Source organism: Shimia sp. R9_3 (assembly GCF_017743755.1).
Lineage (GTDB): Bacteria > Pseudomonadota > Alphaproteobacteria > Rhodobacterales > Rhodobacteraceae > Shimia.
Genome location: NZ_JAGHRP010000002.1, coordinates 40,897 through 63,850, shown reverse-complemented (window position 1 = coordinate 63,850; position 22,954 = coordinate 40,897). Strand labels below are relative to the sequence as shown.

At 60.5% G+C, this 22,954-nt stretch carries 25 protein-coding genes and 1 riboswitch; of the genes, 11 read left to right on the top strand and 14 right to left on the bottom strand.

All coding sequences use genetic code 11. The features are described from left to right. Positions 1-26: 26 nt before the first annotated feature. The 10 genes from trmB to miaB all read right to left on the bottom strand — a co-directional run bounded on the left by trmB (position 27) and on the right by miaB (position 9,880). On the bottom strand, positions 27-752 hold the full coding sequence (gene trmB, locus J7412_RS04860; protein WP_209077669.1) for a tRNA (guanosine(46)-N7)-methyltransferase TrmB: 726 nt from the start codon (positions 750-752) through the stop codon (positions 27-29). Between the two features lie 55 nt (positions 753-807). Next, positions 808-1,704, bottom strand: coding sequence for a bile acid:sodium symporter (locus J7412_RS04855; RefSeq protein WP_348540461.1), 897 nt, complete (start codon positions 1,702-1,704; stop codon positions 808-810). A gap of 128 nt (positions 1,705-1,832) precedes the next feature. Next, the gene (gene metK / locus J7412_RS04850) at positions 1,833-3,014 is read right to left on the bottom strand and encodes a methionine adenosyltransferase (protein ID WP_209077664.1); all 1,182 of its coding nucleotides are present in this window, start codon (positions 3,012-3,014) and stop codon (positions 1,833-1,835) included. A gap of 4 nt (positions 3,015-3,018) precedes the next feature. Then, a riboswitch (SAM-SAH riboswitch) is annotated at positions 3,019-3,068 on the bottom strand. A gap of 35 nt (positions 3,069-3,103) precedes the next feature. After that, positions 3,104-4,618 carry an apolipoprotein N-acyltransferase gene (gene lnt, locus J7412_RS04845; protein ID WP_247743775.1) on the bottom strand — a complete coding sequence of 505 codons (1,515 nt, stop codon included), beginning with the start codon at positions 4,616-4,618 and terminating at the stop codon, positions 3,104-3,106. Continuing rightward, positions 4,611-5,507, bottom strand: coding sequence for a hemolysin family protein (locus J7412_RS04840; RefSeq protein ID WP_209061837.1), 897 nt, complete (start codon positions 5,505-5,507; stop codon positions 4,611-4,613). The genes lnt and J7412_RS04840 overlap by 8 nt, the downstream gene beginning before the upstream one ends. Before the next feature lie 54 nt (positions 5,508-5,561). Next, entirely contained in the window at positions 5,562-6,068 is a 507-nt protein-coding gene (gene ybeY / locus J7412_RS04835; RefSeq protein WP_209077662.1) for an rRNA maturation RNase YbeY, read from the bottom strand. A 64-nt stretch (positions 6,069-6,132) separates the two neighbouring features. After that, the gene (locus tag J7412_RS04830) at positions 6,133-7,173 is read right to left on the bottom strand and encodes a PhoH family protein (protein ID WP_209061847.1); all 1,041 of its coding nucleotides are present in this window, start codon (positions 7,171-7,173) and stop codon (positions 6,133-6,135) included. Between the two features lie 245 nt (positions 7,174-7,418). Beyond that, positions 7,419-7,718: a hypothetical protein gene (locus J7412_RS04825; RefSeq protein WP_209061849.1), complete on the bottom strand. Its 300-nt coding sequence runs from the start codon at positions 7,716-7,718 to the stop codon at positions 7,419-7,421. Positions 7,719-7,729: 11 nt separating this feature from the next. Beyond that, a complete protein-coding gene (locus J7412_RS04820; protein ID WP_247743774.1) occupies positions 7,730-8,236 on the bottom strand; it encodes an OmpA family protein in 507 nt (168 codons plus the stop codon). A gap of 303 nt (positions 8,237-8,539) precedes the next feature. Next, on the bottom strand, positions 8,540-9,880 hold the full coding sequence (gene miaB / locus J7412_RS04815) for a tRNA (N6-isopentenyl adenosine(37)-C2)-methylthiotransferase MiaB (protein WP_209077652.1): 1,341 nt from the start codon (positions 9,878-9,880) through the stop codon (positions 8,540-8,542). A 143-nt stretch (positions 9,881-10,023) separates the two neighbouring features. Between miaB and J7412_RS04810 the strand changes: the two genes are divergently transcribed. After that, complete coding sequence (locus J7412_RS04810) at positions 10,024-10,893, top strand: hypothetical protein (RefSeq protein WP_209077650.1); 870 nt, start codon at positions 10,024-10,026, stop codon at positions 10,891-10,893. A 122-nt stretch (positions 10,894-11,015) separates the two neighbouring features. On the opposite strand, the gene J7412_RS04805 is transcribed toward J7412_RS04810, so the two are convergent. Then, positions 11,016-11,999 (bottom strand): NADPH:quinone reductase, encoded by a 984-nt coding sequence (locus J7412_RS04805; RefSeq protein ID WP_209077648.1) that lies wholly within the window; start codon positions 11,997-11,999, stop codon positions 11,016-11,018. 134 nt (positions 12,000-12,133) lie between these two features. Next, entirely contained in the window at positions 12,134-12,580 is a 447-nt protein-coding gene (irrA, locus tag J7412_RS04800; RefSeq protein ID WP_247738676.1) for an iron response transcriptional regulator IrrA, read from the bottom strand. A gap of 190 nt (positions 12,581-12,770) precedes the next feature. On the opposite strand from irrA, the gene fabA reads away from it, so the two are divergent. The 4 genes from fabA to J7412_RS04780 all read left to right on the top strand — a co-directional run bounded on the left by fabA (position 12,771) and on the right by J7412_RS04780 (position 16,447). Continuing rightward, positions 12,771-13,280, top strand: a complete 510-nt coding sequence (gene fabA / locus J7412_RS04795) for a bifunctional 3-hydroxydecanoyl-ACP dehydratase/trans-2-decenoyl-ACP isomerase (RefSeq protein ID WP_209077646.1) — start codon at positions 12,771-12,773, stop codon at positions 13,278-13,280. A gap of 216 nt (positions 13,281-13,496) precedes the next feature. Beyond that, positions 13,497-14,255 carry a dienelactone hydrolase family protein gene (locus J7412_RS04790; RefSeq protein ID WP_209077644.1) on the top strand — a complete coding sequence of 253 codons (759 nt, stop codon included), beginning with the start codon at positions 13,497-13,499 and terminating at the stop codon, positions 14,253-14,255. 166 nt (positions 14,256-14,421) lie between these two features. Then, positions 14,422-15,651, top strand: a complete 1,230-nt coding sequence (gene fabB, locus J7412_RS04785) for a beta-ketoacyl-ACP synthase I (RefSeq protein WP_209061870.1) — start codon at positions 14,422-14,424, stop codon at positions 15,649-15,651. A gap of 4 nt (positions 15,652-15,655) precedes the next feature. Further along, complete coding sequence (locus J7412_RS04780; protein WP_209077642.1) at positions 15,656-16,447, top strand: enoyl-ACP reductase; 792 nt, start codon at positions 15,656-15,658, stop codon at positions 16,445-16,447. Here the strand turns inward: J7412_RS04780 and J7412_RS04775 are convergent. Then, positions 16,444-17,499, bottom strand: a complete 1,056-nt coding sequence (locus J7412_RS04775; protein ID WP_209077640.1) for a nitronate monooxygenase — start codon at positions 17,497-17,499, stop codon at positions 16,444-16,446. The genes J7412_RS04780 and J7412_RS04775 overlap by 4 nt on opposite strands. A 247-nt stretch (positions 17,500-17,746) precedes the next feature. Here J7412_RS04775 and J7412_RS04770 point away from each other — a divergent pair, with 247 nt between their 5' ends. Further along, positions 17,747-18,073: a hypothetical protein gene (locus J7412_RS04770; protein ID WP_209077638.1), complete on the top strand. Its 327-nt coding sequence runs from the start codon at positions 17,747-17,749 to the stop codon at positions 18,071-18,073. Between the two features lie 60 nt (positions 18,074-18,133). On the opposite strand, the gene J7412_RS04765 is transcribed toward J7412_RS04770, so the two are convergent. Then, a complete protein-coding gene (locus J7412_RS04765; protein WP_209077636.1) occupies positions 18,134-18,562 on the bottom strand; it encodes a peptidylprolyl isomerase in 429 nt (142 codons plus the stop codon). Between the two features lie 140 nt (positions 18,563-18,702). On the opposite strand from J7412_RS04765, the gene J7412_RS04760 reads away from it, so the two are divergent. From J7412_RS04760 to J7412_RS04740, 5 genes are all read left to right on the top strand, one after another. Next, a complete protein-coding gene (locus J7412_RS04760; RefSeq protein WP_209077634.1) occupies positions 18,703-19,389 on the top strand; it encodes a haloacid dehalogenase type II in 687 nt (228 codons plus the stop codon). Next, positions 19,389-20,234: an alpha/beta hydrolase gene (locus J7412_RS04755; protein ID WP_209077632.1), complete on the top strand. Its 846-nt coding sequence runs from the start codon at positions 19,389-19,391 to the stop codon at positions 20,232-20,234. The genes J7412_RS04760 and J7412_RS04755 overlap by 1 nt, the downstream gene beginning before the upstream one ends. Further along, positions 20,231-21,205 carry a pyridoxal-phosphate dependent enzyme gene (locus J7412_RS04750; protein ID WP_209077630.1) on the top strand — a complete coding sequence of 325 codons (975 nt, stop codon included), beginning with the start codon at positions 20,231-20,233 and terminating at the stop codon, positions 21,203-21,205. Before J7412_RS04755 ends, J7412_RS04750 begins: the two co-directional genes overlap by 4 nt. Before the next feature lie 75 nt (positions 21,206-21,280). Next, on the top strand, positions 21,281-21,760 hold the full coding sequence (locus J7412_RS04745) for a macro domain-containing protein (RefSeq protein WP_209077628.1): 480 nt from the start codon (positions 21,281-21,283) through the stop codon (positions 21,758-21,760). Next, entirely contained in the window at positions 21,757-22,950 is a 1,194-nt protein-coding gene (locus J7412_RS04740; protein WP_209077626.1) for an endonuclease/exonuclease/phosphatase family protein, read from the top strand. Before J7412_RS04745 ends, J7412_RS04740 begins: the two co-directional genes overlap by 4 nt. Positions 22,951-22,954: the final 4 nt, after the last annotated feature.

The following is a 22,954-nucleotide window of genomic DNA, read 5'->3' as shown; positions in this document are numbered from 1 at the left end:
GCCGCAGGCTGAGGGGGCTGGCCCCCTTACACCTTCCTGAAAGTCAGATAATGCGGCTTGCGGCCTTCGCGAAACGCCTTCTGCTCATAACGCGTGGAAATCCAATCTTCCCATGGCTCCCGCCAATCTGCGGGCTTTTCCGCCAGCCATTCAAAGCCATGGCGCGGCACCTGCTCAAGCGTCTGACGCACGTAGTCCTCAATGTCTGTGGCCACGCGGAAAATCGCACCGGGCTTGAGCTTGCGCGACAGCGGCTCCAGATGGTCAGGTGTCACAAAGCGGCGGCGGTGGTGGCGTTTCTTGGGCCATGGATCAGGATAGAGCAGAAAGGCGCGGCTGAGGCTCTGGTCGGGCAGCACATCAAACATGTCGCGCGCATCACCGGGATGCACCTTGATGTTGTCTGCCCCCGCCTGCCGGATCTTGCCCAGCAGCATCGCCACACCGTTGATGTAAGGCTCACAGCCGATGATGCCCACATCGGGGTTCTGCACCGCCTGATGCACCATATGCTCACCGCCGCCAAAGCCGACCTCAAGCCAGACGTCTTTGTCGCCAAACAGCGCCTTCAAGTCGATATGCGCGCGTTCCGGGTTCTCTTCCCAGCTCACCTTGCCCGGCGACAGAGCCGCCAGATCCTCATCCAGATAGGCCTCTTGGCTGGGGCGCAGCCCCTTGCCTTTGAAGCGGCCATAGAAGTTGCGCCAGGGCGCGCCTGAGGGATGGTTGGTGGGTTTGGTGTCGTCAGACATGGCAGCGTGATCCTCGATCTTTGCGCGCAGCCTTTGCCCAAAGCCGCGCCAAAGGTCAAGTTTTGCCGAAGATCAGGCGCAAAAGGAACACACCGGGGATGGTCACCACAAACATCGTGATGCCGTAAACCGCCGAGGGCACCGCATATTCCGGGATGCCTGCCACCGCGGCCACCATATCAGCCACGGTGATGCCAAGTGTCGCGTTTTGCACCGCCATCTCCACCGAGATACAGAGGCCGTCCGCACCGGACAGGCCAACCACCCGCGCCACGACCACGCCCAACAGCAACAGCACCGCATTCAGCCCGATCAGGACTGGCGCAAGCGTGCCCACATTGGCGGCAAACATCGCCCAATTGTCCGCCAGCGCCGCCGCCACCATGATGACAAACAGCACCAGCGCCACCAAAGAAACTTTGCCCTCGTGACGGTCGGCAAAATCAGGCGCGACAAAGCGCAACAGCACACCAATCATCACCGGCACCGCCGTGATGACAAACATGCTCATGCCAATCGCCGTGACATTGAGCTCCGGCGCCGCGCTGCCAAGGAAATAGTGGGTGGACCAGCCCACCAGCGCAGGCACTGTCAGCACGGCCAGCAAGCTGACCACCGCTGTGAGCGTGATCGACAGGGCCACCGTCCCTCCCGCGAGCTTGGTGAGAATACTGGAGGTCACGCCCCCGGGGCAGAACGACAGGATCATCACCCCCAGCGCCAGACCGGGCGGCAGGCTGGTGAGGCTGACCAACACAAAGGCCACCACAGGCAGGGCCACCACCTGCATCAGAATGCCCGTCAAAACCGCGCGCGGCAGGCTGAACACCCGGCCAAAATCCGCAAAAGTCAGACCAAAGCCCAGCGAAAACATGATAATGGCCAGCGCCAGCGGCAGTGCCACTTCCAACAGCATCCCTTTGTCCTCCCTCGTTTTTTGCAAAACTCGCACAAAAACGCGGCAAAACCAATGCGCTCCTTAGAAGAGCTGCTGCACAGGCCCCTGCCTGCCCCGGAGCGCGACAAAAAAACCCGCCGAAATCACCGGCGGGCTTTTCAAATTTCAGATCAAAGCAGTGCTCAGATCGCTTTTTTCAGATCGTCCACCAGATCTGTGCGCTCCCAGCTGAAGCCACCATCCGCATCCGGTGTGCGGCCAAAGTGGCCATAGGCTGCCGTGCGCTGATAGATCGGCTTGTTCAGCTGCAGTTTCTCGCGAATGCCGCGCGGTGTCAGGCTCATCACCTTGCGGATCGCTTTTTCGATGTCCGCCGGGGCGACCTCACCGGTGCCGAAGGTGTCAGCATAGACCGACAGCGGCTCAGACACACCAATCGCGTAAGACAGCTGAATGGTGCAGCGCTCCGCCATGCCCGCAGCAACCACGTTTTTCGCCAGATAACGCGCCGCATAAGCCGCCGAGCGGTCTACTTTCGTTGGGTCTTTCCCAGAGAAAGCACCGCCGCCGTGTGGGGCAGCGCCGCCATAGGTGTCCACGATGATCTTGCGGCCTGTCAGACCTGCGTCCCCATCCGGGCCACCGATCACAAACTTGCCGGTCGGGTTCACGTGCCATGCGGTGGCATCCGTGATCCAGCCCTCAGGCAGGGTTTCGCGAATGTAAGGCTCGACCACGGCGCGCACATCGGCGCTGGTCATGCTCTCATCCAGATGCTGGGTTGAGAGCACGATGGAGCTCACACCCACCGGCTTGCCGCCTTCATAGACAACAGAAAGCTGAGACTTCGCATCCGGGCCCAAAGTTGGCTCCTGACCGGATTTCCGCACTTCCGCCAGACGGCGCAGGATCGCGTGGGAATACTGAATAGGGGCGGGCATCAGCGCTTCGGTTTCCGTGGTGGCATAACCAAACATGATGCCCTGATCCCCGGCACCTTCGTCCTTGTCCGCGGCTGCATCCACGCCTTGCGCGATATGGGCGGATTGCTCATGCAGCAGGTTGGTGATTTCCACGGTCTCGTGGTGGAATTTCTCCTGCTCATAGCCGATGTCTTTGATACAGGCGCGCGCGATCTCGTCGATCTTGCCCATATAGTCGTGCAGCTTGTCCTGATCTGACAGGCCCACCTCCCCGCCGATCACCACGCGGTTGGTGGTGGCAAAGGTCTCTGCGGCCACCCGGGCCTCCGGTTCTTCCGCCAAAAAGGCATCAAGTACGGCGTCCGAGATACGGTCACAGACCTTGTCTGGGTGCCCTTCCGAAACACTTTCGGAAGTAAACGTGTAGTTCTGTCGTGTCATGAAATGCTCCAATAGAAGATCAATCGCCACGTCAGGAAGCCGTTGTGACGACAAATAGGCCTCCGCCCTACCCGAGCAAAAATGTCAGGTCAATTGCTTTTACGCCACAGGGTTAAGCTTGTCGCGCATAGCAGCAAGAACACCACTGCAATGATCGGCCAATCCCCGCTGCGCGCATAAACCGTGCGTGGGCGCGGCGCGGGCAAGGCAACGTCCAGATACCCTTCGGTATTGAGCTCCAGCGCCTGCAAAACGCGCCCCTGCGCGTCAATCGCAGCGCTCACACCGGTGTTGGCCGCGCGCAGCACCGGCAAGCCGCTCTCAATCGCCCGCATCCGTGCCTGCGCCAGATGCTGAAACGGGCCGGAGAAAGAGCCAAACCACGCATCATTGGTCAGATGCAGAATGAACGAGGGGCGCTCCGGTGCGTTAAATACATCCTGCGGAAAGACCGCCTCATAGCAGATCAGCATCAGCGCCTTGCCCAGCGTTCCCAGATCCATCAGCGCAGGCCCCGGCCCCGGCGAGAACCCGTCCCCGCTGCGACTTGCAAAACCGGTGATGCCAAAGCGCGCCATCAGATTGCCAAGCGGGATATATTCGCCAAACGGCACAAGATGATGTTTGTCATAGGTGGCGGCAACCTCACCGGTGCTATCCAGCAAGATCGCGGCGTTGTGGATGCGCGTGCCTTCAAAACGGTTGATGCCCAACACGACCGGCACACCTGCAGCCGACCGGCTGATGATCTGCAGCGTCTCCTCGGAGTAATTCAACAGAACCGGCACCGCTGTTTCCGGCCAAACGATCAGTTCAGGGCGCTGCGCGCCCGCTGCCGTGGCGCGCACCAACCGTTCAAAGAAAAGGCCAGTGTATTCCGGATCCCATTTCTGATGCTGCGGGGCATTGGGTTGCACAAGACGCACCAGAGGCTGCTCCGATTGCGCCTCAGGCTCCGCCGAAGCCATCGGCAAGGCCAAAGCCACTGCGCCGCTCACGCCCAGCGCCGCCAATGGCAAACGCCCGCGTGTTGCCACCGCCGCCAGCCCCAGCGCCAAACTCACAGCAAACAACATGAGGTTCAGCCCATGCGGCCCCACAAAGGCCGCGCCTTGCCCTGCCAGCCGGTCCACCAGCGCATAAGACGGCATTCCCCAGGGAAAGCCCGTCAGCACATAGGCCCGCAACAGCTCCGCCCCGGTCAGTGTCAGCACAACCGGCCAGCCTGAAGGATGCAACCGCTTGGCCAGCCAAAAGGCCGCACTCCAGAACAGGCTCAGGCCCACCGCCATAAAGACAATGGCAAATGGCGCCATCCAGCCGTGGCGCAATGGGTCGACAAAAAACGGCTCGACAATCCAATGCAGGGACATGGCGAAGTAGCCGGTGCCAAACCCCAGCCCGAGCCAGACGGTCTCCCGTCCGCGCTGCACTTCATGCAGCAGGTAAAAGACCGCCGCGAAAGCCAGAAGGGTTGCCCACCAAAGATCAAAGGGGGGATGGCCCAGCCCGGCCATGGAGCCAAGCATGGCCCCGCCCGCGGCAATTCGGAAGGGCACAGCGCGCCAGCCGCGCCGCCCCTCCGAGCTGTTGGTGTCAGCCATCCTGCACAACCACCGACGGGCTTGGCACAAAGACCCTCAGGCGTTTGATCCGGCGTGGATCCGCGTCCACCACTTCAAACTCCACACCGTCAGGGCTTTCCACAACCTCGCCGCGCGCCGGCACATGACCAGACAGCATAAAGACCAGCCCGCCCAAGGTGTCGATCTCTTCGCGGTCTACCTCTTCGTGGTGGGTCAGCGAGCGGCCAATGGCGGCCTCAAAATCTTCCAGCGGGGTTTTGGCAAGCGCCAGATAACATCCGGGCTTTTCCTCCACAAAAAGGTCCGCCTCCTCGATGTCATGTTCGTCTTCGATGTCGCCAATCACCTGCTCAATCAGGTCTTCGATGGTCACCAGACCATCCACACCACCATATTCATCAATCACCAGCGCCATATGTCGCCGCTCGGTCTGCATTTTGGTGAGCAGCACGCCAATGGTCATCGAAGGCGGCACAAACAGCAGCGGACGCAGCACGCGGGTCACGTCAAAATCGCCGTCGCCATTGCCGTTAAAGCCGTGACGCAGGGCAAAGTCCTTCAGATGGACAAAGCCCACCGGCGTGTCCAGCGTGTTGTCATAGACCGGCAGACGCGTCAGGCCGCTGTCGCGAAACAGCTGCACCAACTCGGCTTTGGTGATGGTGTTGGGCACCGCGATGATATCTGCCTTGGGAACGGCCACATCCTCAACGCGCATGCGGCGCAGGTTGACCATGCCATGCACCTGCCCAGCAGGTGCCAAGGGGGCGACCGGGCGCTCTGCACCAGGTTCTGCGGTGTCATTTGAGCCAAAGAGGCGGCCAAGCCAGCCTTTTGACGCGGTTCTCTGGCCTTCCGGCTGCGCGCGGGGCGCTGCGTTAGAAGACCCGTCTATACTGTCGCCCATCTGTCCTTTCCGATGATCGGTGTCATTGGTCTGTGTCTGGAGGCTTTCTGCCCCTTAAGTGTCGTCATATGGGTCCGGCAGACCCAGTTTGCCAAGTATGGCCACCTCGTGACCTTCCATCAAAGTGGCATCTTTGTCACGAATGTGATCATAGCCCAAAAGATGTAACACGCCATGAACCACGAGATGTGTGCAGTGATCGGCCAGCGGTTTGCCCGCCGCATCCGCCTCTCTCAGGCAGGTGTCATAGGAAATCGCGATGTCGCCTAGCTCCTCCGCCATACCCGGCAGGCTCTGCTCCGGTGGCAGCGGATCTGCCCCGTCAGTCTCCGCGCCGCGTTCCTCACTTGGCCAGCTCAGCACATTGGTGGCTTTGTCCTTGTCGCGAAAATCCGCGTTCAAAACCGCAATGCGCGCATCATCACAGGCCAGCACCGCAATCTCGAAATCCTCCGCCTTGAGCGCAAGATGCGCCAAGGTCGCCTGCGCGGCGGTTTCGGCAAGGGTCTCAAAATCAAGCGTGTCCCACCGCGGGTCTTCCAGGATGGTGTCGGTCAGCATGCAGGCGTCGCACGGGGGCTGACTGCCCCCGCACCCCCGTGGATATTTTCAGAATGAGAAGAGCTCATGCTTTCTTTTCTTTTTCCGCCAAAGCGCGCACCGCATCGGCGTCATAGGCCTTGATGATGGCCGCGACCAGCGGATGGCGCACCACGTCGTCAGCCGTGAAATAGTTGAAGCTGATGTTGGGAATGCCTTTGAGCAGACGCTCCGCATCTTTCAGGCCGGACGGCACGCCGCGCGGCAGGTCGATCTGGCTGCGGTCGCCGGTGATCACCATGCGCGAGCCTTCGCCCAGACGGGTGAGGAACATCTTCATCTGCATGGTGGTGGCGTTCTGCGCCTCATCCAGCACCACAAAAGCATTGGACAGCGTGCGCCCGCGCATAAACGCCAGCGGCGCGATCTCGATCTTCTTTTCCTCAATCAGCTTGGCGAGCTGTTTGCCGGGCAGAAAATCATTCAGCGCATCATAAAGCGGCTGCATGTAAGGATCGACCTTGTCCTTCATGTCACCGGGCAGATAGCCGAGCTTTTCACCGGCCTCCACCGCCGGGCGGGAAAGGATGATCCGGTCCACCTGACCGGAGATAAACATGCTTACACCGACAGCCACGGCGAGATAGGTTTTGCCAGTGCCCGCAGGGCCAATGCCAAAGGCCAGCTCGTTGTTAAACAACGACAGAACATAGGCTTTTTGTGCGTCTGTGCGCGGCTCAATCAGTTTTTTCCGGGTCTTGATCTCAACCGGGCCGCCTTTGAACATCTCCAGCTGGTCGCCATCCCGTGCACCGGTTTCCGCCTCAGAAGGTCCCATGCGAATCTCGCGGTCAATATCGCCGGGATCCACGGATTTTCCGCTCTCAAGACGTGTGTAAAGCCCGGTCAGAACCTCAACGGCCTCCGCCTGGGCAGGTTCTTCGCCATGAATATCAAGCTGATTGCCCCGGCGCAGGATCTGCACCCCAAGCTTTTGCTCAATGTCTGCGAGATTGCGATCATATTCACCGCAGAGTTCGATCAACAAACGGTTGTCTGGGAACTCCACCGAAGTTGGCTTGGGTGCGGTGGCGGCGGGCGGTTGGGACTTGGTGCCGGTGGGCAATCACATCTCCTGTAGCGAAGGGTCTGTCTTTATCGTGCCAAGTTGCGCGGCCACGTGCAAGCGCAGGCCAATGAATTTTCCATGACGCAGGCAAATTTCAGCACAGGCGCTGAAACCCCAAACGCAACCGGCTGACCTCGCTGTGTCGCCACCTGCCAGCGCCGTTGCCAACCTCCTCGCGCAAAAGAAAACGCCGCCTGCAATCCGCAGACGGCGCTCCATTTCATTATGTCAGCTTGCTGCGATCAGATCCAATCGCCAAAGCCGGAGCCTTCTTTATAAGGCCCGGTTGCAACGCCGGGAGGGGCTGCACCGGAGCAGACCGGCTTGCCATAGGGGTCAAGACGCTGGGACAGATAGCCCTCCACACCGTCATCAATGATCCAGTGGTCACAGCCGTTTGGATCCACCCAGACACCGGCAACAAGGTTGCTCAGGTGGCCGGAGTCGCGGCCATTGTCCACGGTCTTGTCAATTTTTGGCTCCACACAGGCAGACACGCTCGCGGCCAGCCCAAGAAGGAGAACACCTTTGATCAGTTTCATATTCGCTCCCCTTAGCGCAGGCAGATGATTTCGACGCGACGGTTTTCCGCCTGACCCGCCGAAGTGCTGTTGGTGGCACGGGGCTGGCGCTCGCCATAACCGCGCACATCCGCAACGCGCACACCGCTCTGACGGGCCACTTTGGCCACCGCATTGGCGCGGTTGTAGCTCAGGCGCATGTTGTAGGAATCGCTCGCCCGGCTGTCGGTGTGGCCGGTGATGATGAAGGCGGAAGCACTCGCATTCTGGAAGAATTCCGCCAGACGCTGCCGGTTGGCCGCGTTGATGTAATATTTGTCGGTGGCAAAGAACTGGTCAGAGTTCATCACGCCACAGACATTGCCCCGGCGGCAGACCGGAATGCCCTGACGGTTCACGTGGGGGGTCATGTAGCCTTCAACGCCATCGTCCATCACCCAGTGCTCACAGCCATCCGGATCGACCCAGACGGTGGGCACATAACGCTGCCCCAAGACGGTGCGCTGGTTCTGCGCGACGGCGGGTTCAGCAATAGACATAAGCGCAACACAGGCAGCTGCCGCGCTTGTCATAATTGCCCGCGCCATATTTTTGGAATTTTTCGCCACTGCGATTACCTCTCCATATCCCCCGAAGGCCCCGGTTCAGTTGAAACACGTTCTAAATCAAGGCTTTCACAATTAGCTTAAGATGCCGTGAAAAGTCCCCTAAGTGAAGAAAAAATGCAGCATTTTCGGGCGCAGATCACAAAAATATGGTCAGAATGTGACGACGGCGCCCCACCCGATATGAGACGCCGTGACCAATATTTTACCGTGTATAGAAATGTTTCCAGAGCGCGATCAATCGCTCAGCAGCACCGCACCAAGCGAGTTCGCGCTGCTCTCAACGATTCTCACACGTTTGATGTCCCCGACACGGCCTTTGGGGTCTTGCACATAGACCGCGTGCAGATAATCGGACTTGCCCACCATCTGCCCCTCAAGACGACCGGGCTTTTCATAAAGCACGCTCACCTCGCGCCCCACCATGCTGTCCTGAATTTCACGCTGCTGGGTGCCCAGCAGGGCCTGCAGGCGTTGCAGGCGGTCATTGGCCTCCGCCTCATCCACAAGCGGACGCTCCGCCGCCGGGGTGCCCGGACGTGTGGAGTATTTGAAGCTGTAGGCCTGCCCGTATTTGACCTCTTTGATCAAATCCATGGTGTCCTGGAAATCCTCTTCGGTCTCTTCCGGGAAGCCCACGATAAAATCACCAGACAGAAGCAGGTCGGGCCGCGCCGCGCGAATGCGATCGATCAGCCGCAAATAGCTGTCACGGTCATGGCTGCGGTTCATGCGTTTGAGGATCTTGTTGGAGCCTGATTGCACCGGCAAGTGCAAGTAAGGCATCAGTTTTTCGCAAGTCCCATGGGCCTCGATCAGGTCATCCATCATGTCGTTGGGGTGGGAGGTGGTGAAGCGAATACGCTCCAGCCCGTCAATCTTGTCGAGTTCCCAGATCAGACCCGCAAGGGTCATGTCGCCGCCGCCATAGGCGCCGTGATAGGCATTCACATTCTGGCCCAGCAGGGTGATTTCACGCACGCCGCGCTCCACCAGATCACGCGCCTCGGTCAGCACGCGATCCACAGGGCGGCTCACTTCGGCCCCACGGGTGTAAGGCACCACGCAAAAGGCACAAAATTTGTCACAACCTTCCTGCACGGTCAGAAACGCGGTCGGCGCGCGCTTGGCTTTGGAACGGCCTTTGAGCTTTTCGAATTTGTCTTCTTCCGGGAAATCAGTGTCGAGCGCCTTCACCCCCTCCTGGGTTTTGGCCTCCATCTCCGGCAAGCGGTGATAGGCCTGCGGCCCCACAACCAGATCCACCAATGGCTGGCGGCGCATGATTTCTTCGCCCTCAGCTTGGGCCACACAGCCCGCCACGCCGATCTTCAGGTTGGGCTTTTCCGCCTTCAGCCCTTTGAAGCGGCCCAACTCGGAATAGACCTTCTCGGCTGCCTTTTCCCGGATGTGGCAGGTGTTGAGCAGGATCATATCCGCATCATCCGCGCTGTCGGTGGTCTCATAGCCCGCGCCACCCATGGCTTCGGCCATCCGCTCGCTGTCATAAACATTCATCTGACACCCGTAGGTCTTGATGAAGAGCTTCTTTTTCTCAGCTGCAGTGTTCTCGGCCATGGCTCACATCCTGTCGCGTCTCGCGGTTTCAAGGCGTTTCCCTACATCAAAATGAGGGGTGCTTGCAATGCGGAGGCTTTTACCTGATTTTGACGGGAACAAGAGTATGAAAGAACGGGCAAAAATCGCATGTGGGGCAGCGTATGACATACGACTCGCTGGAGCAGTTCCTGCAAACCGGCCAAGAGCATCTCGCCAAGGGACCGGTGGCGCTGATCTTTGCCGAAGATGACGTGGAGGTGGACAGCACCCTGCGCCACCATCTGTCGCTCGGGTTCAAAGCCGTCATCGCCTTCATGCCCGCGTCTTTTGAGATGGCACCGGATCTGGTGGACCGCTGCCAGCGCGTGACCATGGACAGGCCCTCCGGCCCGCCGATGCGCGACACGGTCAATGCGATCACCAAGGCCGCGCCGGACATCTGGATCTACTACTGCTTTAACGCCGAGTATCTGTTCTTCCCGTTCTGCGAGACCCGCGGCATTGGCGAGATGTTGACCTTTCACACCGAGGAACGCCGCGACGCGATGCTCACCTATGTGATCGATCTCTACGCCGCCGATCTCTACCAGACGCCAAATGCCGTGGCGCTGGACACCGCACAGCTGGACCGCTCCGGATATTATGCGCTGGCACGGTTGGATGCGGACAATCACAACCACCCCAGAGAGCGGCAACTCGATTTCTTTGGCGGCCTGCGCTGGCGCTTTGAGGAGCACATCCCCGCCAACCGCCGCAAAATCGACCGGATTTCGATCTTCCGCAGCAAGCCGGACCTGATCCTGAACGAGGATTTCACCTTCAACGATCAGGAATACAACACCTACGCCTGCCCCTGGCACAACAACCTGACCGCCGCAGTGTGCTCGTTCCGCACCGCCAAGGCGCTGAAGTCCAATCCCGGCTCAACTTTCGACATTCAACAATTCAGCTGGCACAACTCCGTGCGCTTTGAATGGCACTCCCGCCAATTGCTCGACCTCGGCCTGATGGAACCGGGTCAGTGGTTTTGAGGGGCCCATCCGACGCGAAGGGATAGCCTGCCCGAAAAGGCCAAAGCGCGCCCTACCCCGCAAGCCCAGCTATGCGCCTCTTGCGGGGTGTTTGTCGCTTTCACAAGTGGCTCTTTTGAATTTTAGAACCCCACCAAAACCGCGCCTTTACGTCCGCCCGCTTCGACCAGATCATGCGCGGCGCCCGCCTCTTCTGGCGCAAAGACGTTCGGAGCCTCCAAGGTCAGCGCACCTGCCTCCAGCGCGTCGTGCAGGCGGGCAATCGCCGCATCGCGGGCCGCTTTTGGCAGGATATAAATCAGGGTGATGTCTAGCTTGAGCGCTTTGAACAGCATTGGGCCAAAAGGCATCTCAGGCGCCATGTCCTTTGCCGATCCATAAGCCGCAATGGTGCCAAGCGGCTTCATGACCTCGGCAAGCAACGGCAAGTTTGGCCCCAGTTCCACCTCCACAGCACGGTCCACGCCCCCGCCGCTGACGGCCAGAATATCCTCTGCCAAAGTCGGGCTCGCGTAGTCAAACACATGGGTGGCTCCCGCCGCCCGCACCCGGTCCACATCACGCGCGCCGCAGGTGGCAATCACCGTGCCCCCGCCCCAAACCGCAAGCTGCACCGCCAGATAGCCCACAGCGCCACCGCCGCCAGCCACCAGCACCGTCTGCCCCGTGATATCCCCGTCGCCAAACACCGTCTGCGCCGCCGTCAGCCCGGGGATGCCCAGCACCGCCCCAACTTCAAGAGAAACACAATCCGGCAAAGCCACTGCTTGATCGGCTGGCAAGGCGACATAATCCGCGCAGGTGCCAAACGGGCGTTGCCACTGGCCATTCCAGATCCAGACCCGTTCGCCCACACGGGCCGCATCCACGCCTGCGCCCACCGCCTCGATCACGCCGGAGCCGTCGCTGTGGGGCACAATGACCTCAAAGGGCGGCTTGGTCACACCCGGACGTGTGCCGCTGCGCGCCTTGGCATCCGAGGGATTCGCACCGGAAAACGCCACGCGCACCAGAACCTCGCCATCTGCCGGGGTCGGCGTGGGCAAATCCTCAACCTGCAAAACATCCTGCGCCGCGCCAAACCTGCGCCAAGTCACTGCCTTCATTGCCCTCTCCTTCGTGGTCCGCCCCAATCTGAGCCGCACTCATGCTGTCACAGGCATGAGCCGCACACAATCACAGGGCGTCGCCGCGCGTCGCCACGTCACAATAGGAGAAAAGAATTTGGCAGAGACGCCGCTCAGGTGCGGCGCAGGCGGATCACAACGTCGATCTTGGAGATCTCAGCACCTTCAGGCGCATCTGGCAGGCGCGCGATCTTCAGCTCTTCAGAGGGCGCGTCGGTCAGGATACGGTCATCTTCCCAGAAGAAATGCGGGTGATCGCCGGTGTTGGTGTCAAAATAGCTTTTGGCACCATCCACGGTGATTTCCTGCATCAGCCCCGCATCACAGAACGCGCGCAGGGTGTTGTAGACCGTCGCCAAAGACACGCGGTCCCCGGAATCCTGCACAGAGGCATAAAGGCTCTCGGCCGTCACATGCCGGTCATTGCCATCGCCCACCAACAGCGCTGCCAGCGCCACCCGCTGCCGGGTTGGGCGCAGACCACCGGAGGCCAGCCACTTTGTCCCCACGCGGGTGGGGTCATCGGAGATATGTGCCTGTGTGCCGTCTGTCGTGCTCATGGGTCAAATCCTGCTTGTGCGCGTCATGTTTAGCGCAGCCTTAGGGGCAGTTTCAATTGAAAATGAGTCGCAACACCAGATGTCGCACCTCCAAAGTGCTTCTTTTGCGGCACGAGAGCCGCCTTGCAGGAGTATAGGAGCAAGTGCTAGAGGGGTCCAAATCAAGATAGATGGACAAGGGACTCCCAGAATGGCCGACTACCCAACGAGCTTTGACAAAGACGATCTGCTGAAATGCGCCCGTGGCGAGCTCTTTGGTCCCGGCAACGCACAGCTCCCTGCCCCGCCCATGCTGATGATGGACCGCATCACCGAGATTTCCGGTGACGGCGGCGCCCATGGCAAAGGCCACGTGCTGGCGGAATTCGACATCACACCCGACCTCTGGTTCTTTGACTGCCACTTCCCCAACAACCCGATCATGCCCGGCTGTCTGGGTCTCGATGGCCTGTGGCAGCTGACCGGCTTCAACCTCGGCTGGCGCGGCTGGACCGGCCGCGGCTACGCGCTGGGTGTGGGCGAAGTGAAACTCAAAGGCATGGTGCGCCCGGACCGTAAGATGCTGACTTATAAGATCGACTTCACCAAAGCCGTCCAAACCCGCCGCCTGACCATGGGTGTTGCGGATGGCATCGTCGAAGCCGACGGCGAAGTGATCTATGAGGTCAAAGACATGAAGGTTGCGCTCAGCGAGAGCTGATTGCGCGCGACATGTGAGGAAAAGGAAAAGGCCCTGTGGGGCCTTTTTTGTTGGCCAAGCGTCCGCCATCAGGTCGTGCCATCAGACCACGCGCCAACGATGCCTCTTAGGCCTCTTTCTGGCCCAGCTTGTTTGAAGTGCGTTTTGAGACAATACTCCCGTAAAGCTTGCGCGCCCCATGCGGACAGGCTGCCGACCCGCCAAAGGAGTGTTCCCTTGCCCAACTGGACAGACCCGCCCGCCTTCACATTCAGCCACCGACTGGACAACGGCCATACCGCCACCCACGACGTCTATCGTCGCGGCGAAGGGCCTCCGATTCTGATTTTGCAGGAACTGCCCGGCATCGGCGTGGAAACCTATGACCTCGCCGACCGCCTGATCGCCGCCGGTTTCTCCGTCTACCTCCCGCATCTGTTCGGCCGCCTCGGCAGGGCCAACAAACTGACCACTGCAACAAATTTCCTAAGACTGTACTGCGTAAGGCGTGAATTCCAAATCTTCTGGAACGGCAAACAAAGCCCCATCGCCGCCTGGATGCGCGCCCTATGCGCAGACATTTCCGCACGTGAAGACGGCGCACGCCTCGGGGTGATCGGCATGTGCCTGACCGGCAGCTTCGTGATCCCGCTGATGGCAGAAGACGCCGTTCAGGCCGCCGTGGCCAGCCAGCCCGCCCTGCCGATAAAGAGCACACCGCCGCTGCACATGTCGCAAGAGGACATCGACGCAGCCAAAGAAAAAATGATGGAGAAAGGCCCTGCCTTGGCCATGCGCTACAAGTCAGATGACCTCAGCAAACCAGCACATATCTGCGCCCTCAAAACAGCCTTTGGCGAGCACCTTGATATTAAGGAGTATGACAACCCCGATGGCGTGACCGGCCGCCAGCACTCTCTGCTGACACTGGACTACCTGCCCGAAGCCTACGATCTCACCGAAACCTATTTCAAAACGCGCTTTGGGATGGCTTAGAGGGGTTAAGGCAACGCAGGGCTCCAATCCAGCGCACCCCTTTCTCGACCCCAAGGCCAAATTTGCCCAACAATCCCTGACAAGACTGCGGACGCGCCCCAACCCACCTTGCGCCTGCCTGCACAAATCCCCTACATAGACGCCAGCAAACTAAGGGAGAGCGCACATGCGTCGCGTCGTCGTTACCGGACTGGGTATCGTTTCCTCGATCGGCACCAATGCCGAAGAAGTCACCGCCTCGCTGAAAGCGGGCAAATCTGGCATCTCTGCCAGCCCGGAAATGAGTGAGCACGGCTTCCGCAGCCAGATCGCCGGTCATATTGACATCGACCCCAAGGAACATGTGGACAAGCGTACCCTGCGCTTCATGGGCCCCGGTGCCGCTTACGCCCATATCGCCATGAGCCAAGCGATTGCCGATTCCGGCCTTGCGGAAGATCAGGTTGTGAACGAGCGCACGGGTCTTGTGGCTGGCTCAGGCGGCCCCTCGACCTCCTCCATGCTGGTTGCGCACCAGACCGTGGAGAAAACCGGCGCGACCAAGCGCATCGGGCCTTTTGCCGTGCCAAAATGCATGAGTTCGACCATCTCGGCGAACCTCGCCACCGCCTTTAAGATCAAAGGCATCAACTACTCCATCACCTCGGCCTGCTCGACCTCACTGCACTGCATCGGCAACGCCGCAGAGCAGATCATGATGGGCAAGCAGGACGTGATGTTTGCCGGTGGCGGTGAAGAGCTCGACTGGACCCTCTCCTGCCTGTTTGACGCCATGGGCGCGATGAGCAGCAAATATAACGACACCCCGGAAAAAGCCTCCCGCGCCTTTGACGAAGACCGCGACGGTTTTGTGATCTCCGGTGGTGGTGGCATTGTGGTGCTCGAGGATCTTGAACACGCACTGGCCCGCGGCGCAAAAATCTACGCCGAAGTCACCGGTTTTGCCGCGACCTCTGATGGTCACGACATGGTAGCCCCATCCGGCGAAGGCGGCGAGCGCGCCATGCGTCTGGCGCTCTCCACCCTGCCTGAGGGGCGCAAAGTGGATTACATCAACGCGCACGGCACCTCCACACCTGTGGGCGATGTGGGTGAAGTCGAGGCCGCCCGCCGCGTCTTTGGCGCAGGCAACGTGCCACCGATCTCCTCCACCAAATCCATGACCGGCCACGCACAGGGCGCAGCAGGCGCACTGGAGGCAATCTTCTGCCTGCTGATGCTCGATCAGGATTTCATTGCGCCGTCGATCAACGTCGACACACTGGCCACCGGCATCGAGCCGGGCGAAGTGGCGACCTCTTTGGTGGAGAACGCAGGGCTGGATAGCGTGATGACCAACAGCTTCGGCTTTGGCGGCACCAACGGCTCCATGGTTCTCAGTAAATACAAAGGGTAACGCCATGACAGGTGTTCTGGCGGGCAAGCGCGGCCTGATTATGGGCGTCGCAAACGAGCGCTCGATTGCATGGGGCATCGCCCGCGCCATGCATGAGGCCGGAGCCGAGCTCGCCTTCACCTACCAAGGCAACGCATTTGGCAAGCGGGTCAAACCGCTTGTCGAAAGTGTCGGCAGCGATCTGCTGCTTGATGTGGATGTCACCGATGATGCCTCGCTTGATGCGGCTTTTGCCACATTGGCAGACGCATGGCCTACCATCGACTTTGTGGTGCACGCGATTGCCTATTCAGACCGCAATGAGCTGACCGGGCGCTTTGTGGACACCACACGGGACAACTTCAAGAATTCGCTGGATATTTCCTGCTATTCCCTGATCGAAGTCGCCCGCCGCACCCATCCGATGATGGCGGAAAACGGTGGCACCATCCTAACCCTGACCTATCAGGGCGCAAACCGCGTGACCCCTTTCTACAACGTCATGGGCGTTGCCAAAGCTGCCCTTGAAAGCGCCACGCGCTATCTGGCCAATGATCTTGGTCCTGACGGCATTCGCGTCAATGCGATCTCGCCGGGGCCGATGAAAACCCTGGCTGGAGCCGCCATCGGTGGCGCACGCGCCACCTTCAAACATGCCGAGCAAAACGCCCCGCTGCGCGCCAACGCAACGCTTGATGCCGTGGGCGGCACCGCCGTCTATCTGACCTCTGACGCGGGGGCCTGCACCACAGGCGAAGTGCTACGCGTGGATGGCGGCTTTCACGTGTTGGGCATGCCGCTGACGGAAAACCTCTAGGCCGAGGCCGCCTCCAGCTCCGCGCCAATGGCCTGCAGGATCTCTGCCGCACCGCCTTGGCGCACCCGAGCCACCCCGGCACCGGCCCATTGCGCGCCAAAACCCGCTTCACCCGCCGATTTCGCCGCCGCATTCAGCGCTTTAGCCACATCATAGGCCACCGGATAATCCGGTAGGCGCGCGCCAAGCTGCTCCCCCAGCGCCACATATTTGTTCTGCAAACACCGCGCTGGACGCCCCGACAGCACCGGCGTCAGCACCGGAGGCCGCAACGCCTCATCCCTGAGCGCTGCACGGTATCCCGCATCCGCCGCGGATTCCGCGCTGTCCAGAAACGCGGTGCCAAGCTGCGCGACAGTGGCGCCCGCCGCCAAGGCCCGCGCCACATCCGCGCCATCCATCAGGCCACCGGCGGCAATAACCGGCACCTCAACCGCCTCTGCCAACAGCCGCACAAGCGCCAACGTTGGCAGCGCCGCATCTTCCGCATCCGGATCAAACGCGCCTCGGTGTCCGCCTGCCTCTATACCCTGCGCCACCACCGCATCCACGCCTGCTGTCTGACAGGCCAAGGCTTCGGCCACACTGGTTGCGCTGGCAAAAACCAGATTGCCCGCCGCCTGCAGCTCTTTGATCCAACCCTCATCCGGCAGACCGAAGTGCAGGCTCACCACGCCGGGCTTTTCCTCCAGAAACATCTCACACATGGCCCGATCCACAGCAAAGCTCTGATAGATTTCATGCAGCGCTTCCGGCGGCTTGGCGTCAAAGCCAGCAAAGGTCGGCGCAAGCGCATCAAGCCAGGCTGCTTCCACATCCGCATCGCGCACAGCGGGCGCATGGCAGAACACATTGGCATTGATCGGGCGCTCCGTCAGCGCCCGCGCCTGCCGCAGCATCGCGCGCGCGCCCTCTACACCGGCTGAGCCAAGCCCCAGCGCGCCCAAACCGCCCGCATTGCTGACCGCTGCCGCCATTTCCGGCGTGGACACCCCCGCCATCGGGGCCTGAAACAGGGGCCACTTAAGCCCCAACCGCGTGACCAAATCCATGAGCACTCCTCCTTGCCCTCACGCTACTGCAGCGCAGCCAAAAGAAAACCCGAGAAACGCCGCCGCGCCGATCTTTTGGCACGGCGCAGCTGACAACGCCGCGCGCACCCTCTCGTTTGACAAGGTATAAAGCCTTTCAAATTTTACATAACGGAACGCCCCAAACTGCATAGCGCGCCCCCTTGGAACCTCGGTTTTGGGCGCAATATAGAGGGCTTCATTTTGTCTTTGCCCGGACGTTTTTAAAATGCAGCTTTACACACTCTTATTGGCCATCACTGGCGTGGCATTCATGGTCTTTCTGGCCGCGAATATCCTTAGCCACACCCCGCGATTGAAAAAGCTTGAGCCGCTGTTTGTCGGCCTCAGTCTGGGCATCGTGTTCTGGGCGCTGCTCACCTCCTCCACCGGCAAGTCAGAGCCGTTCTCCGAAAGCATTGCCCATGCCAATTTGTCCAAGCTGCAATGGGCCTCTTCCTGCCCGGCCAAGGCAGGCGGGCCGCTGACGCAGCAAGGCAATTTTCAGTGTTGCCCCGCGGAAGAACCCAATTCCGTCGCCTGCCTGCATCGTTAAGACAACCAAAAAGCCCGCCATAAAAGACGGGCTCTTCGCTGAATTCTACTGAGCGCAGGCTCAGTTGATCGAGACCAGCTCGATCGCAAAGGTCAGATCTTTGCCCGCCAACATGTGGTTGGCATCCAACGTCACGATCTCTTCGGTGATCTCCACCACGGTCACAGGCACAACCTGACCTGTCGGGGATTGCATCTGCAGCTGCAGGCCGATTTCCAGCGGGATCTCCGCCGGGATTTGCTCGCGTGGCACATCCTGCACGGCCTCATCATGACGCGGGCCATAGGCCTGATCCGCTGGGATCTCGGCAACTTTTTTGTCGCCCACGCTCATGCCATCCACGGCGCTGTCAAAGCCCGCGATCACCTGACCGGAGCCAAGGGTGAACTCCAGCGGGTCGCGCCCTTCAGAGCTGTCGAAAACAGACCCGTCGCTCAGGGTGCCAGTGTAGTGGATGCGGACGGTGTCGCCCGATTTCGCTGCGGTCATAAAATGTCCCATCTGTCAGCATGTCCCGACCAAAGCGTCGGCTTTAAAGGCGCACCCTATAGACCTTGGTGTTAATTGGCAAACAGGCCTTTTCGCCCTGCGTCAAACCTGCCAGTCTGCACTTTAAATGGGAGGATCACATGGCCATCACAACTTGTGTTTTTGACGCTTACGGCACGCTTTTTGACGTCGCCGCCGCCGCGCGGGAAGCCGCAAGCGAACCGGGACGAGAGGCTTTTGCCGCGCATTGGATGGATGTCGCAAACAACTGGCGTCTCAAACAGTTGCAATACACATGGCTGCGCGCTGTTGCGGATGCCCACACCGATTTCTGGGAAGTCACCCAAAACGGTCTGGACTGGGCGCTGGAGGCCTCAGGCCTGCAAGGCGATGCAGAGCTACGCGAGCGTTTGCTGGCGCTCTATTGGGAGCTTTCAGCCTACCCCGAAGTGCCCGCCATGCTGGCCAAACTGAAGGCCGCCGGTTTCAACACCGCAATCCTGTCCAATGGTTCGCCCGATATGCTCAATGGCGCGGTGCAGTCGGCGCAGGTTGGCGAATTTCTCGATGATGTGCTCAGCGTCGAAGACGTGGGCATCTTCAAACCCGCCGCCTCCGTCTATGACCTTGTTGGCAAACGCTTTAACTGCGCCAAAGGCGAGGTGCTCTTTGTTTCCTCCAATGGCTGGGACGCAGGCTGCGCAACCGGCTACGGCTTCACCACCGCCTGGGTCAACCGCGCGGGCGAACCGGTGGACCGCCTGCCCTGGCAACCGGCCCATATTCTGTCTGACCTGACAACCATCCCCGATCTTGCGAGCGCCTGATGCCCCATTTCACCACGTCTGATGGCCTGTCGATCTACTTTGACGACACCGGCGGCGACGGCCCCGCCGTGCTCTGCCTCTCCGGCCTCACCCGCAACGCCACCGATTTTGATTACGTCCTCCCGCACCTGTCCGACGCCCGCGTAGTCCGTATGGATTACCGCGGCCGTGGGCAGTCGGACTGGGCTGAGGATTTCAGCACCTACAGCCTGCCGCGCGAAGCCCAGGACGCGCTGGAGCTGCTTGACCATCTCGGCCTTGAGAAAACCGCCATTCTTGGCACCTCCCGTGGCGGTCTGATCGCGCTGCTTCTGACAGAAATGGCGCCGGATCGCATCACCGGCGTCTGCTTCAACGACGTCGGCCCGGTGATTGAATCCGAAGGGCTTGAGGTCATCCTTGTCTTTATCGGTCGCAACCCGGTCTGGAAAACCCGCGCGGAGGCCGCCGAAGCCCTCGCCCAGCGCCTGCCGGGCTTCCACAATGTTCCGGCCAGCCGTTGGGCGGAAGAGGCCGAACACCACTTTGTCGAAACCGAAACCGGCCTTGCGATCAACTACGACGCCAAACTGCGCAACGCCGTGCTGGCCGAGTTTGATCCCAAAGCCCCCGCAAGCGACATGTGGCCCCAGTTTGACAAGCTCGCGGGCCTGCCCCTCGCGGTGCTGCGCGGCGAAAACAGCGACATCCTCAGCCGCGATACGGTTGAGGAAATGCAGGCTCGCGCGCCCATGCTCTCCGCAGAGGTCGCTGACCGCGCCCATGTCCCGTTTCTGGACGAGCCGGAAAGCCTCGCGGTGCTGCACCAATGGATTGCCAACCTCAAAGAGCGTGAAACCAAATGAACATCGACATGATCCGCGCCGCCCAAAAGCGCCTGAACGGCCACGCGCGGCGCACGCCCATGCTGACCTCCCCCTTTCTGGATGAGATCGCGGGCCGCCGCGTTCTGGTGAAACCGGAATGCCTGCAGCACACCGGATCGTTCAAGTTTCGCGGCGGCTGGTCGGTTGTGTCTGCATTGGATGAGGCGACCCGCAAACGCGGCATCATCGCCTATTCCTCCGGCAACCACGCCCAAGGCGTCGCGATGGCGGCGGCAGCCCATGATGCGCCAGCCGTGATTGTCATGCCCAAAGACGCGCCGCAGCTCAAAATCGACAACACCCGCGCGCTTGGCGCCGAAGTCGTGCTTTATGACCGTGCAGGCGGCGAGAACCGCGAAGAAGTCGGCGGCACCATTGCAAACGAGCGCGGCCTCACCCTGATCCGCCCCTATGACGAGCCGCAGGTGATTGCTGGTCAGGGCACCACGGGGCTTGAGATCGCGGAGCAGGCAGCGGAACTGGGCGTCACCTCAGGCGACGTGCTGGTCTGTTGCGGCGGCGGCGGGCTGTCCTCCGGCATCGCGCTGGCGCTTGAGGCCGAAGCGCCTGAGATGCGCGTGCGCACCGCTGAGCCAGAAGAGTTTGACGATGTGGCCCGCTCGCTTGCCTCAGGTGACATTGAAAGCAACACCCGCCTCTCCGGCTCACTTTGTGACGCGATCATCACGCCAAGCCCGGGCGAGATCACCTTCCCGATCATGTCCCGCCTCTGCGGCCCCGGCCTTGTCGTCACCGAAGACGAAGCCCTGCACGCCATGGCAATCGCCTTCAAACGTCTGAAAATCATCGTGGAACCAGGGGGTGCAGTCGCCCTGGCCGCCGCGCTGTTTCATGGCGATCAGCTCGAAGGGGACGCGGTTATGGCCGTCTGCACCGGCGGCAATGTGGACGCAGATGTGTTCGCGGATGCTCTTGAAAAATATGCCTAGCAAAAGGATCGCGCCCGGCCCCGAGGGGATGGGCCCGATCTGAGGAACTATATAGAAAAAAAGGAATTTCAGCTCATGCAAGTGATCGAAGGCGACCTGATTGCCCTAACAAAATCCGGCCAGTTCGATGTTATGGTGCATGGCTGCAATTGCTTCTGCACGATGGGCGCTGGCATCGCCAAAGCCATCGCCGCCGAATTTCCAGAAGCACTCAACGCGGACCGCAAAACTGACGAAGGCAGTCGGGAAAAACTCGGCAGCTACTCCGTGGCCAACGTCGCTTTTCAAGACCACAGCTTTCACATCGTAAACGCTTACACCCAGTTCAATTTCAGAGGCCCCCAGCCGCGCGTCAGCTATGAAGCTGTCGCCGAAGTGTTTGCGCGCATTGCCTCTGAATTCGCAGGGCTCCGCATAGGCTACCCCCTCATCGGAGCCGGCCTTGCAGGTGGCGACTGGTCGATCATAGCCCCATCGATTGACAAGGCGCTTTCGGGGCTGGACCACACACTTGTTGTCCTTCCGGGAACCACAGTTCCAGAGGTAGCTCAATGACCCAATTCACCATCGCCTCTTTCAACGTCAAAAACCTCATCGGTCCGGATCAGGAATACTACACCTTCCAATCCTACACGCCCGAAGAATACGCCTGGAAAGAAGATTGGACCGCCTCCCAGCTCTTCTCCATGGACGCCGACATCATCGGCTTTCAGGAAATCTTTGAGGAAAGCGCGCTGCGCGATGTGGTGGCGGAGGCCGACCGCATCGGGGTCGCCTCTAATGAGGCCGTCATCCCCGACCGCTCCAAGCGCTATCACCGCAAGGCGATCTTCCGCAAACTGGGCTTCACGCCTTATGGCACCGAGGGCCTCTTTGTGGCCCCCAACGTGAATGACACAGGAGAACCCGGCAACCGCCGCCCGGGCGTCGCCATCCTGTCCCGCTTCGGCTTCGCGGAACCGCCTGAGATCATTCAGGAGCTCGCCGAACCGATCAAAATCCCTTTTGCGGCCTTGGGCGGCGGCGAGGCTGGGCATTTCACGCTCACCCGCACATCCCGCCCGATCCTGAAGGCGCGCATACCGGTGGGCGATCAGATCATCACCGTCTTCAACTGCCACCTCAAATCCAAGCTGGGCGAGTTTCCACGCGACCCTGAAACTGGCACCGCGCCTGAGGCCGATCTCACCAACTATGACCCACTTGGCCGCGCCATGGGGGCGATCCGCGCCAGCCTGCGCCGCATGGCCGAGGCTTGGGTGCTGCGCCGCGCCATTGTCGAAGAGTTGAACCTTGGCCGCCCTGTCATGGTGCTCGGGGATTTCAACGATGGTGAGCATGCGGTCAGCTCGGAAATCATCTCAGGCGAGGTGCCCTTCCGCAACTACAGCTGGATGCTGCGCCACGACGCCAAACACGCCAACGACCGCTACACGCGCGGCGAAAACGACGCCATTCAGGAGGCCGTGGGCGCGGTGCGCCTCACCTCAGCCGAGGCGCTTTTCACCCGCAAATCCCTGCGCGACATGGTCTACACAACAGCCTTTGGCGGGGTCTATGAAAGCATTGACCAAATCTACCTTTCGCGCCATTTCCACCCGGACAACCCCGAGCGCTTGGGCGACATGGAATACTTCAGCGTTCTGAACGACCATCTCACCGATGGCAGCCACGCCGAAGCGCCCTACAACAAGCTCGCGTCTGATCACGGGCAAATCATGGCCCACATGCGCCTGAAGGACTGACAGC

Excerpts from the sequence above, each read along its gene's own strand:
- J7412_RS04750 (WP_209077630.1), top strand. The coding sequence starts at position 20,231 with ATGAACATCGACATGATCCGCGCCGCCCAAAAGCGCCTGAACGGCCAC.
- J7412_RS04770 (WP_209077638.1), top strand. The coding sequence starts at position 17,747 with ATGCAGCTTTACACACTCTTATTGGCCATCACTGGCGTGGCATTCATG.
- J7412_RS04825 (WP_209061849.1), bottom strand. The coding sequence starts at position 7,718 with ATGAAACTGATCAAAGGTGTTCTCCTTCTTGGGCTGGCCGCGAGCGTG.
- J7412_RS04840 (WP_209061837.1), bottom strand. The coding sequence starts at position 5,507 with ATGGGCGACAGTATAGACGGGTCTTCTAACGCAGCGCCCCGCGCGCAG.
- J7412_RS04780 (WP_209077642.1), top strand. The coding sequence starts at position 15,656 with ATGACAGGTGTTCTGGCGGGCAAGCGCGGCCTGATTATGGGCGTCGCA.
- J7412_RS04760 (WP_209077634.1), top strand. The coding sequence starts at position 18,703 with ATGGCCATCACAACTTGTGTTTTTGACGCTTACGGCACGCTTTTTGAC.
- J7412_RS04765 (WP_209077636.1), bottom strand. The coding sequence starts at position 18,562 with ATGACCGCAGCGAAATCGGGCGACACCGTCCGCATCCACTACACTGGC.
- lnt (WP_247743775.1), bottom strand. The coding sequence starts at position 4,618 with ATGGCTGACACCAACAGCTCGGAGGGGCGGCGCGGCTGGCGCGCTGTG.
- J7412_RS04810 (WP_209077650.1), top strand. The coding sequence starts at position 10,024 with ATGACATACGACTCGCTGGAGCAGTTCCTGCAAACCGGCCAAGAGCAT.
- J7412_RS04740 (WP_209077626.1), top strand. The coding sequence starts at position 21,757 with ATGACCCAATTCACCATCGCCTCTTTCAACGTCAAAAACCTCATCGGT.
- metK (WP_209077664.1), bottom strand. The coding sequence starts at position 3,014 with ATGACACGACAGAACTACACGTTTACTTCCGAAAGTGTTTCGGAAGGG.
- trmB (WP_209077669.1), bottom strand. The coding sequence starts at position 752 with ATGTCTGACGACACCAAACCCACCAACCATCCCTCAGGCGCGCCCTGG.
- ybeY (WP_209077662.1), bottom strand. The coding sequence starts at position 6,068 with ATGCTGACCGACACCATCCTGGAAGACCCGCGGTGGGACACGCTTGAT.
- fabB (WP_209061870.1), top strand. The coding sequence starts at position 14,422 with ATGCGTCGCGTCGTCGTTACCGGACTGGGTATCGTTTCCTCGATCGGC.
- J7412_RS04820 (WP_247743774.1), bottom strand. The coding sequence starts at position 8,236 with ATGTCTATTGCTGAACCCGCCGTCGCGCAGAACCAGCGCACCGTCTTG.
- J7412_RS04745 (WP_209077628.1), top strand. The coding sequence starts at position 21,281 with ATGCAAGTGATCGAAGGCGACCTGATTGCCCTAACAAAATCCGGCCAG.
- J7412_RS04755 (WP_209077632.1), top strand. The coding sequence starts at position 19,389 with ATGCCCCATTTCACCACGTCTGATGGCCTGTCGATCTACTTTGACGAC.
- fabA (WP_209077646.1), top strand. The coding sequence starts at position 12,771 with ATGGCCGACTACCCAACGAGCTTTGACAAAGACGATCTGCTGAAATGC.
- J7412_RS04805 (WP_209077648.1), bottom strand. The coding sequence starts at position 11,999 with ATGAAGGCAGTGACTTGGCGCAGGTTTGGCGCGGCGCAGGATGTTTTG.
- J7412_RS04775 (WP_209077640.1), bottom strand. The coding sequence starts at position 17,499 with ATGGATTTGGTCACGCGGTTGGGGCTTAAGTGGCCCCTGTTTCAGGCC.
- irrA (WP_247738676.1), bottom strand. The coding sequence starts at position 12,580 with ATGAGCACGACAGACGGCACACAGGCACATATCTCCGATGACCCCACC.
- miaB (WP_209077652.1), bottom strand. The coding sequence starts at position 9,880 with ATGGCCGAGAACACTGCAGCTGAGAAAAAGAAGCTCTTCATCAAGACC.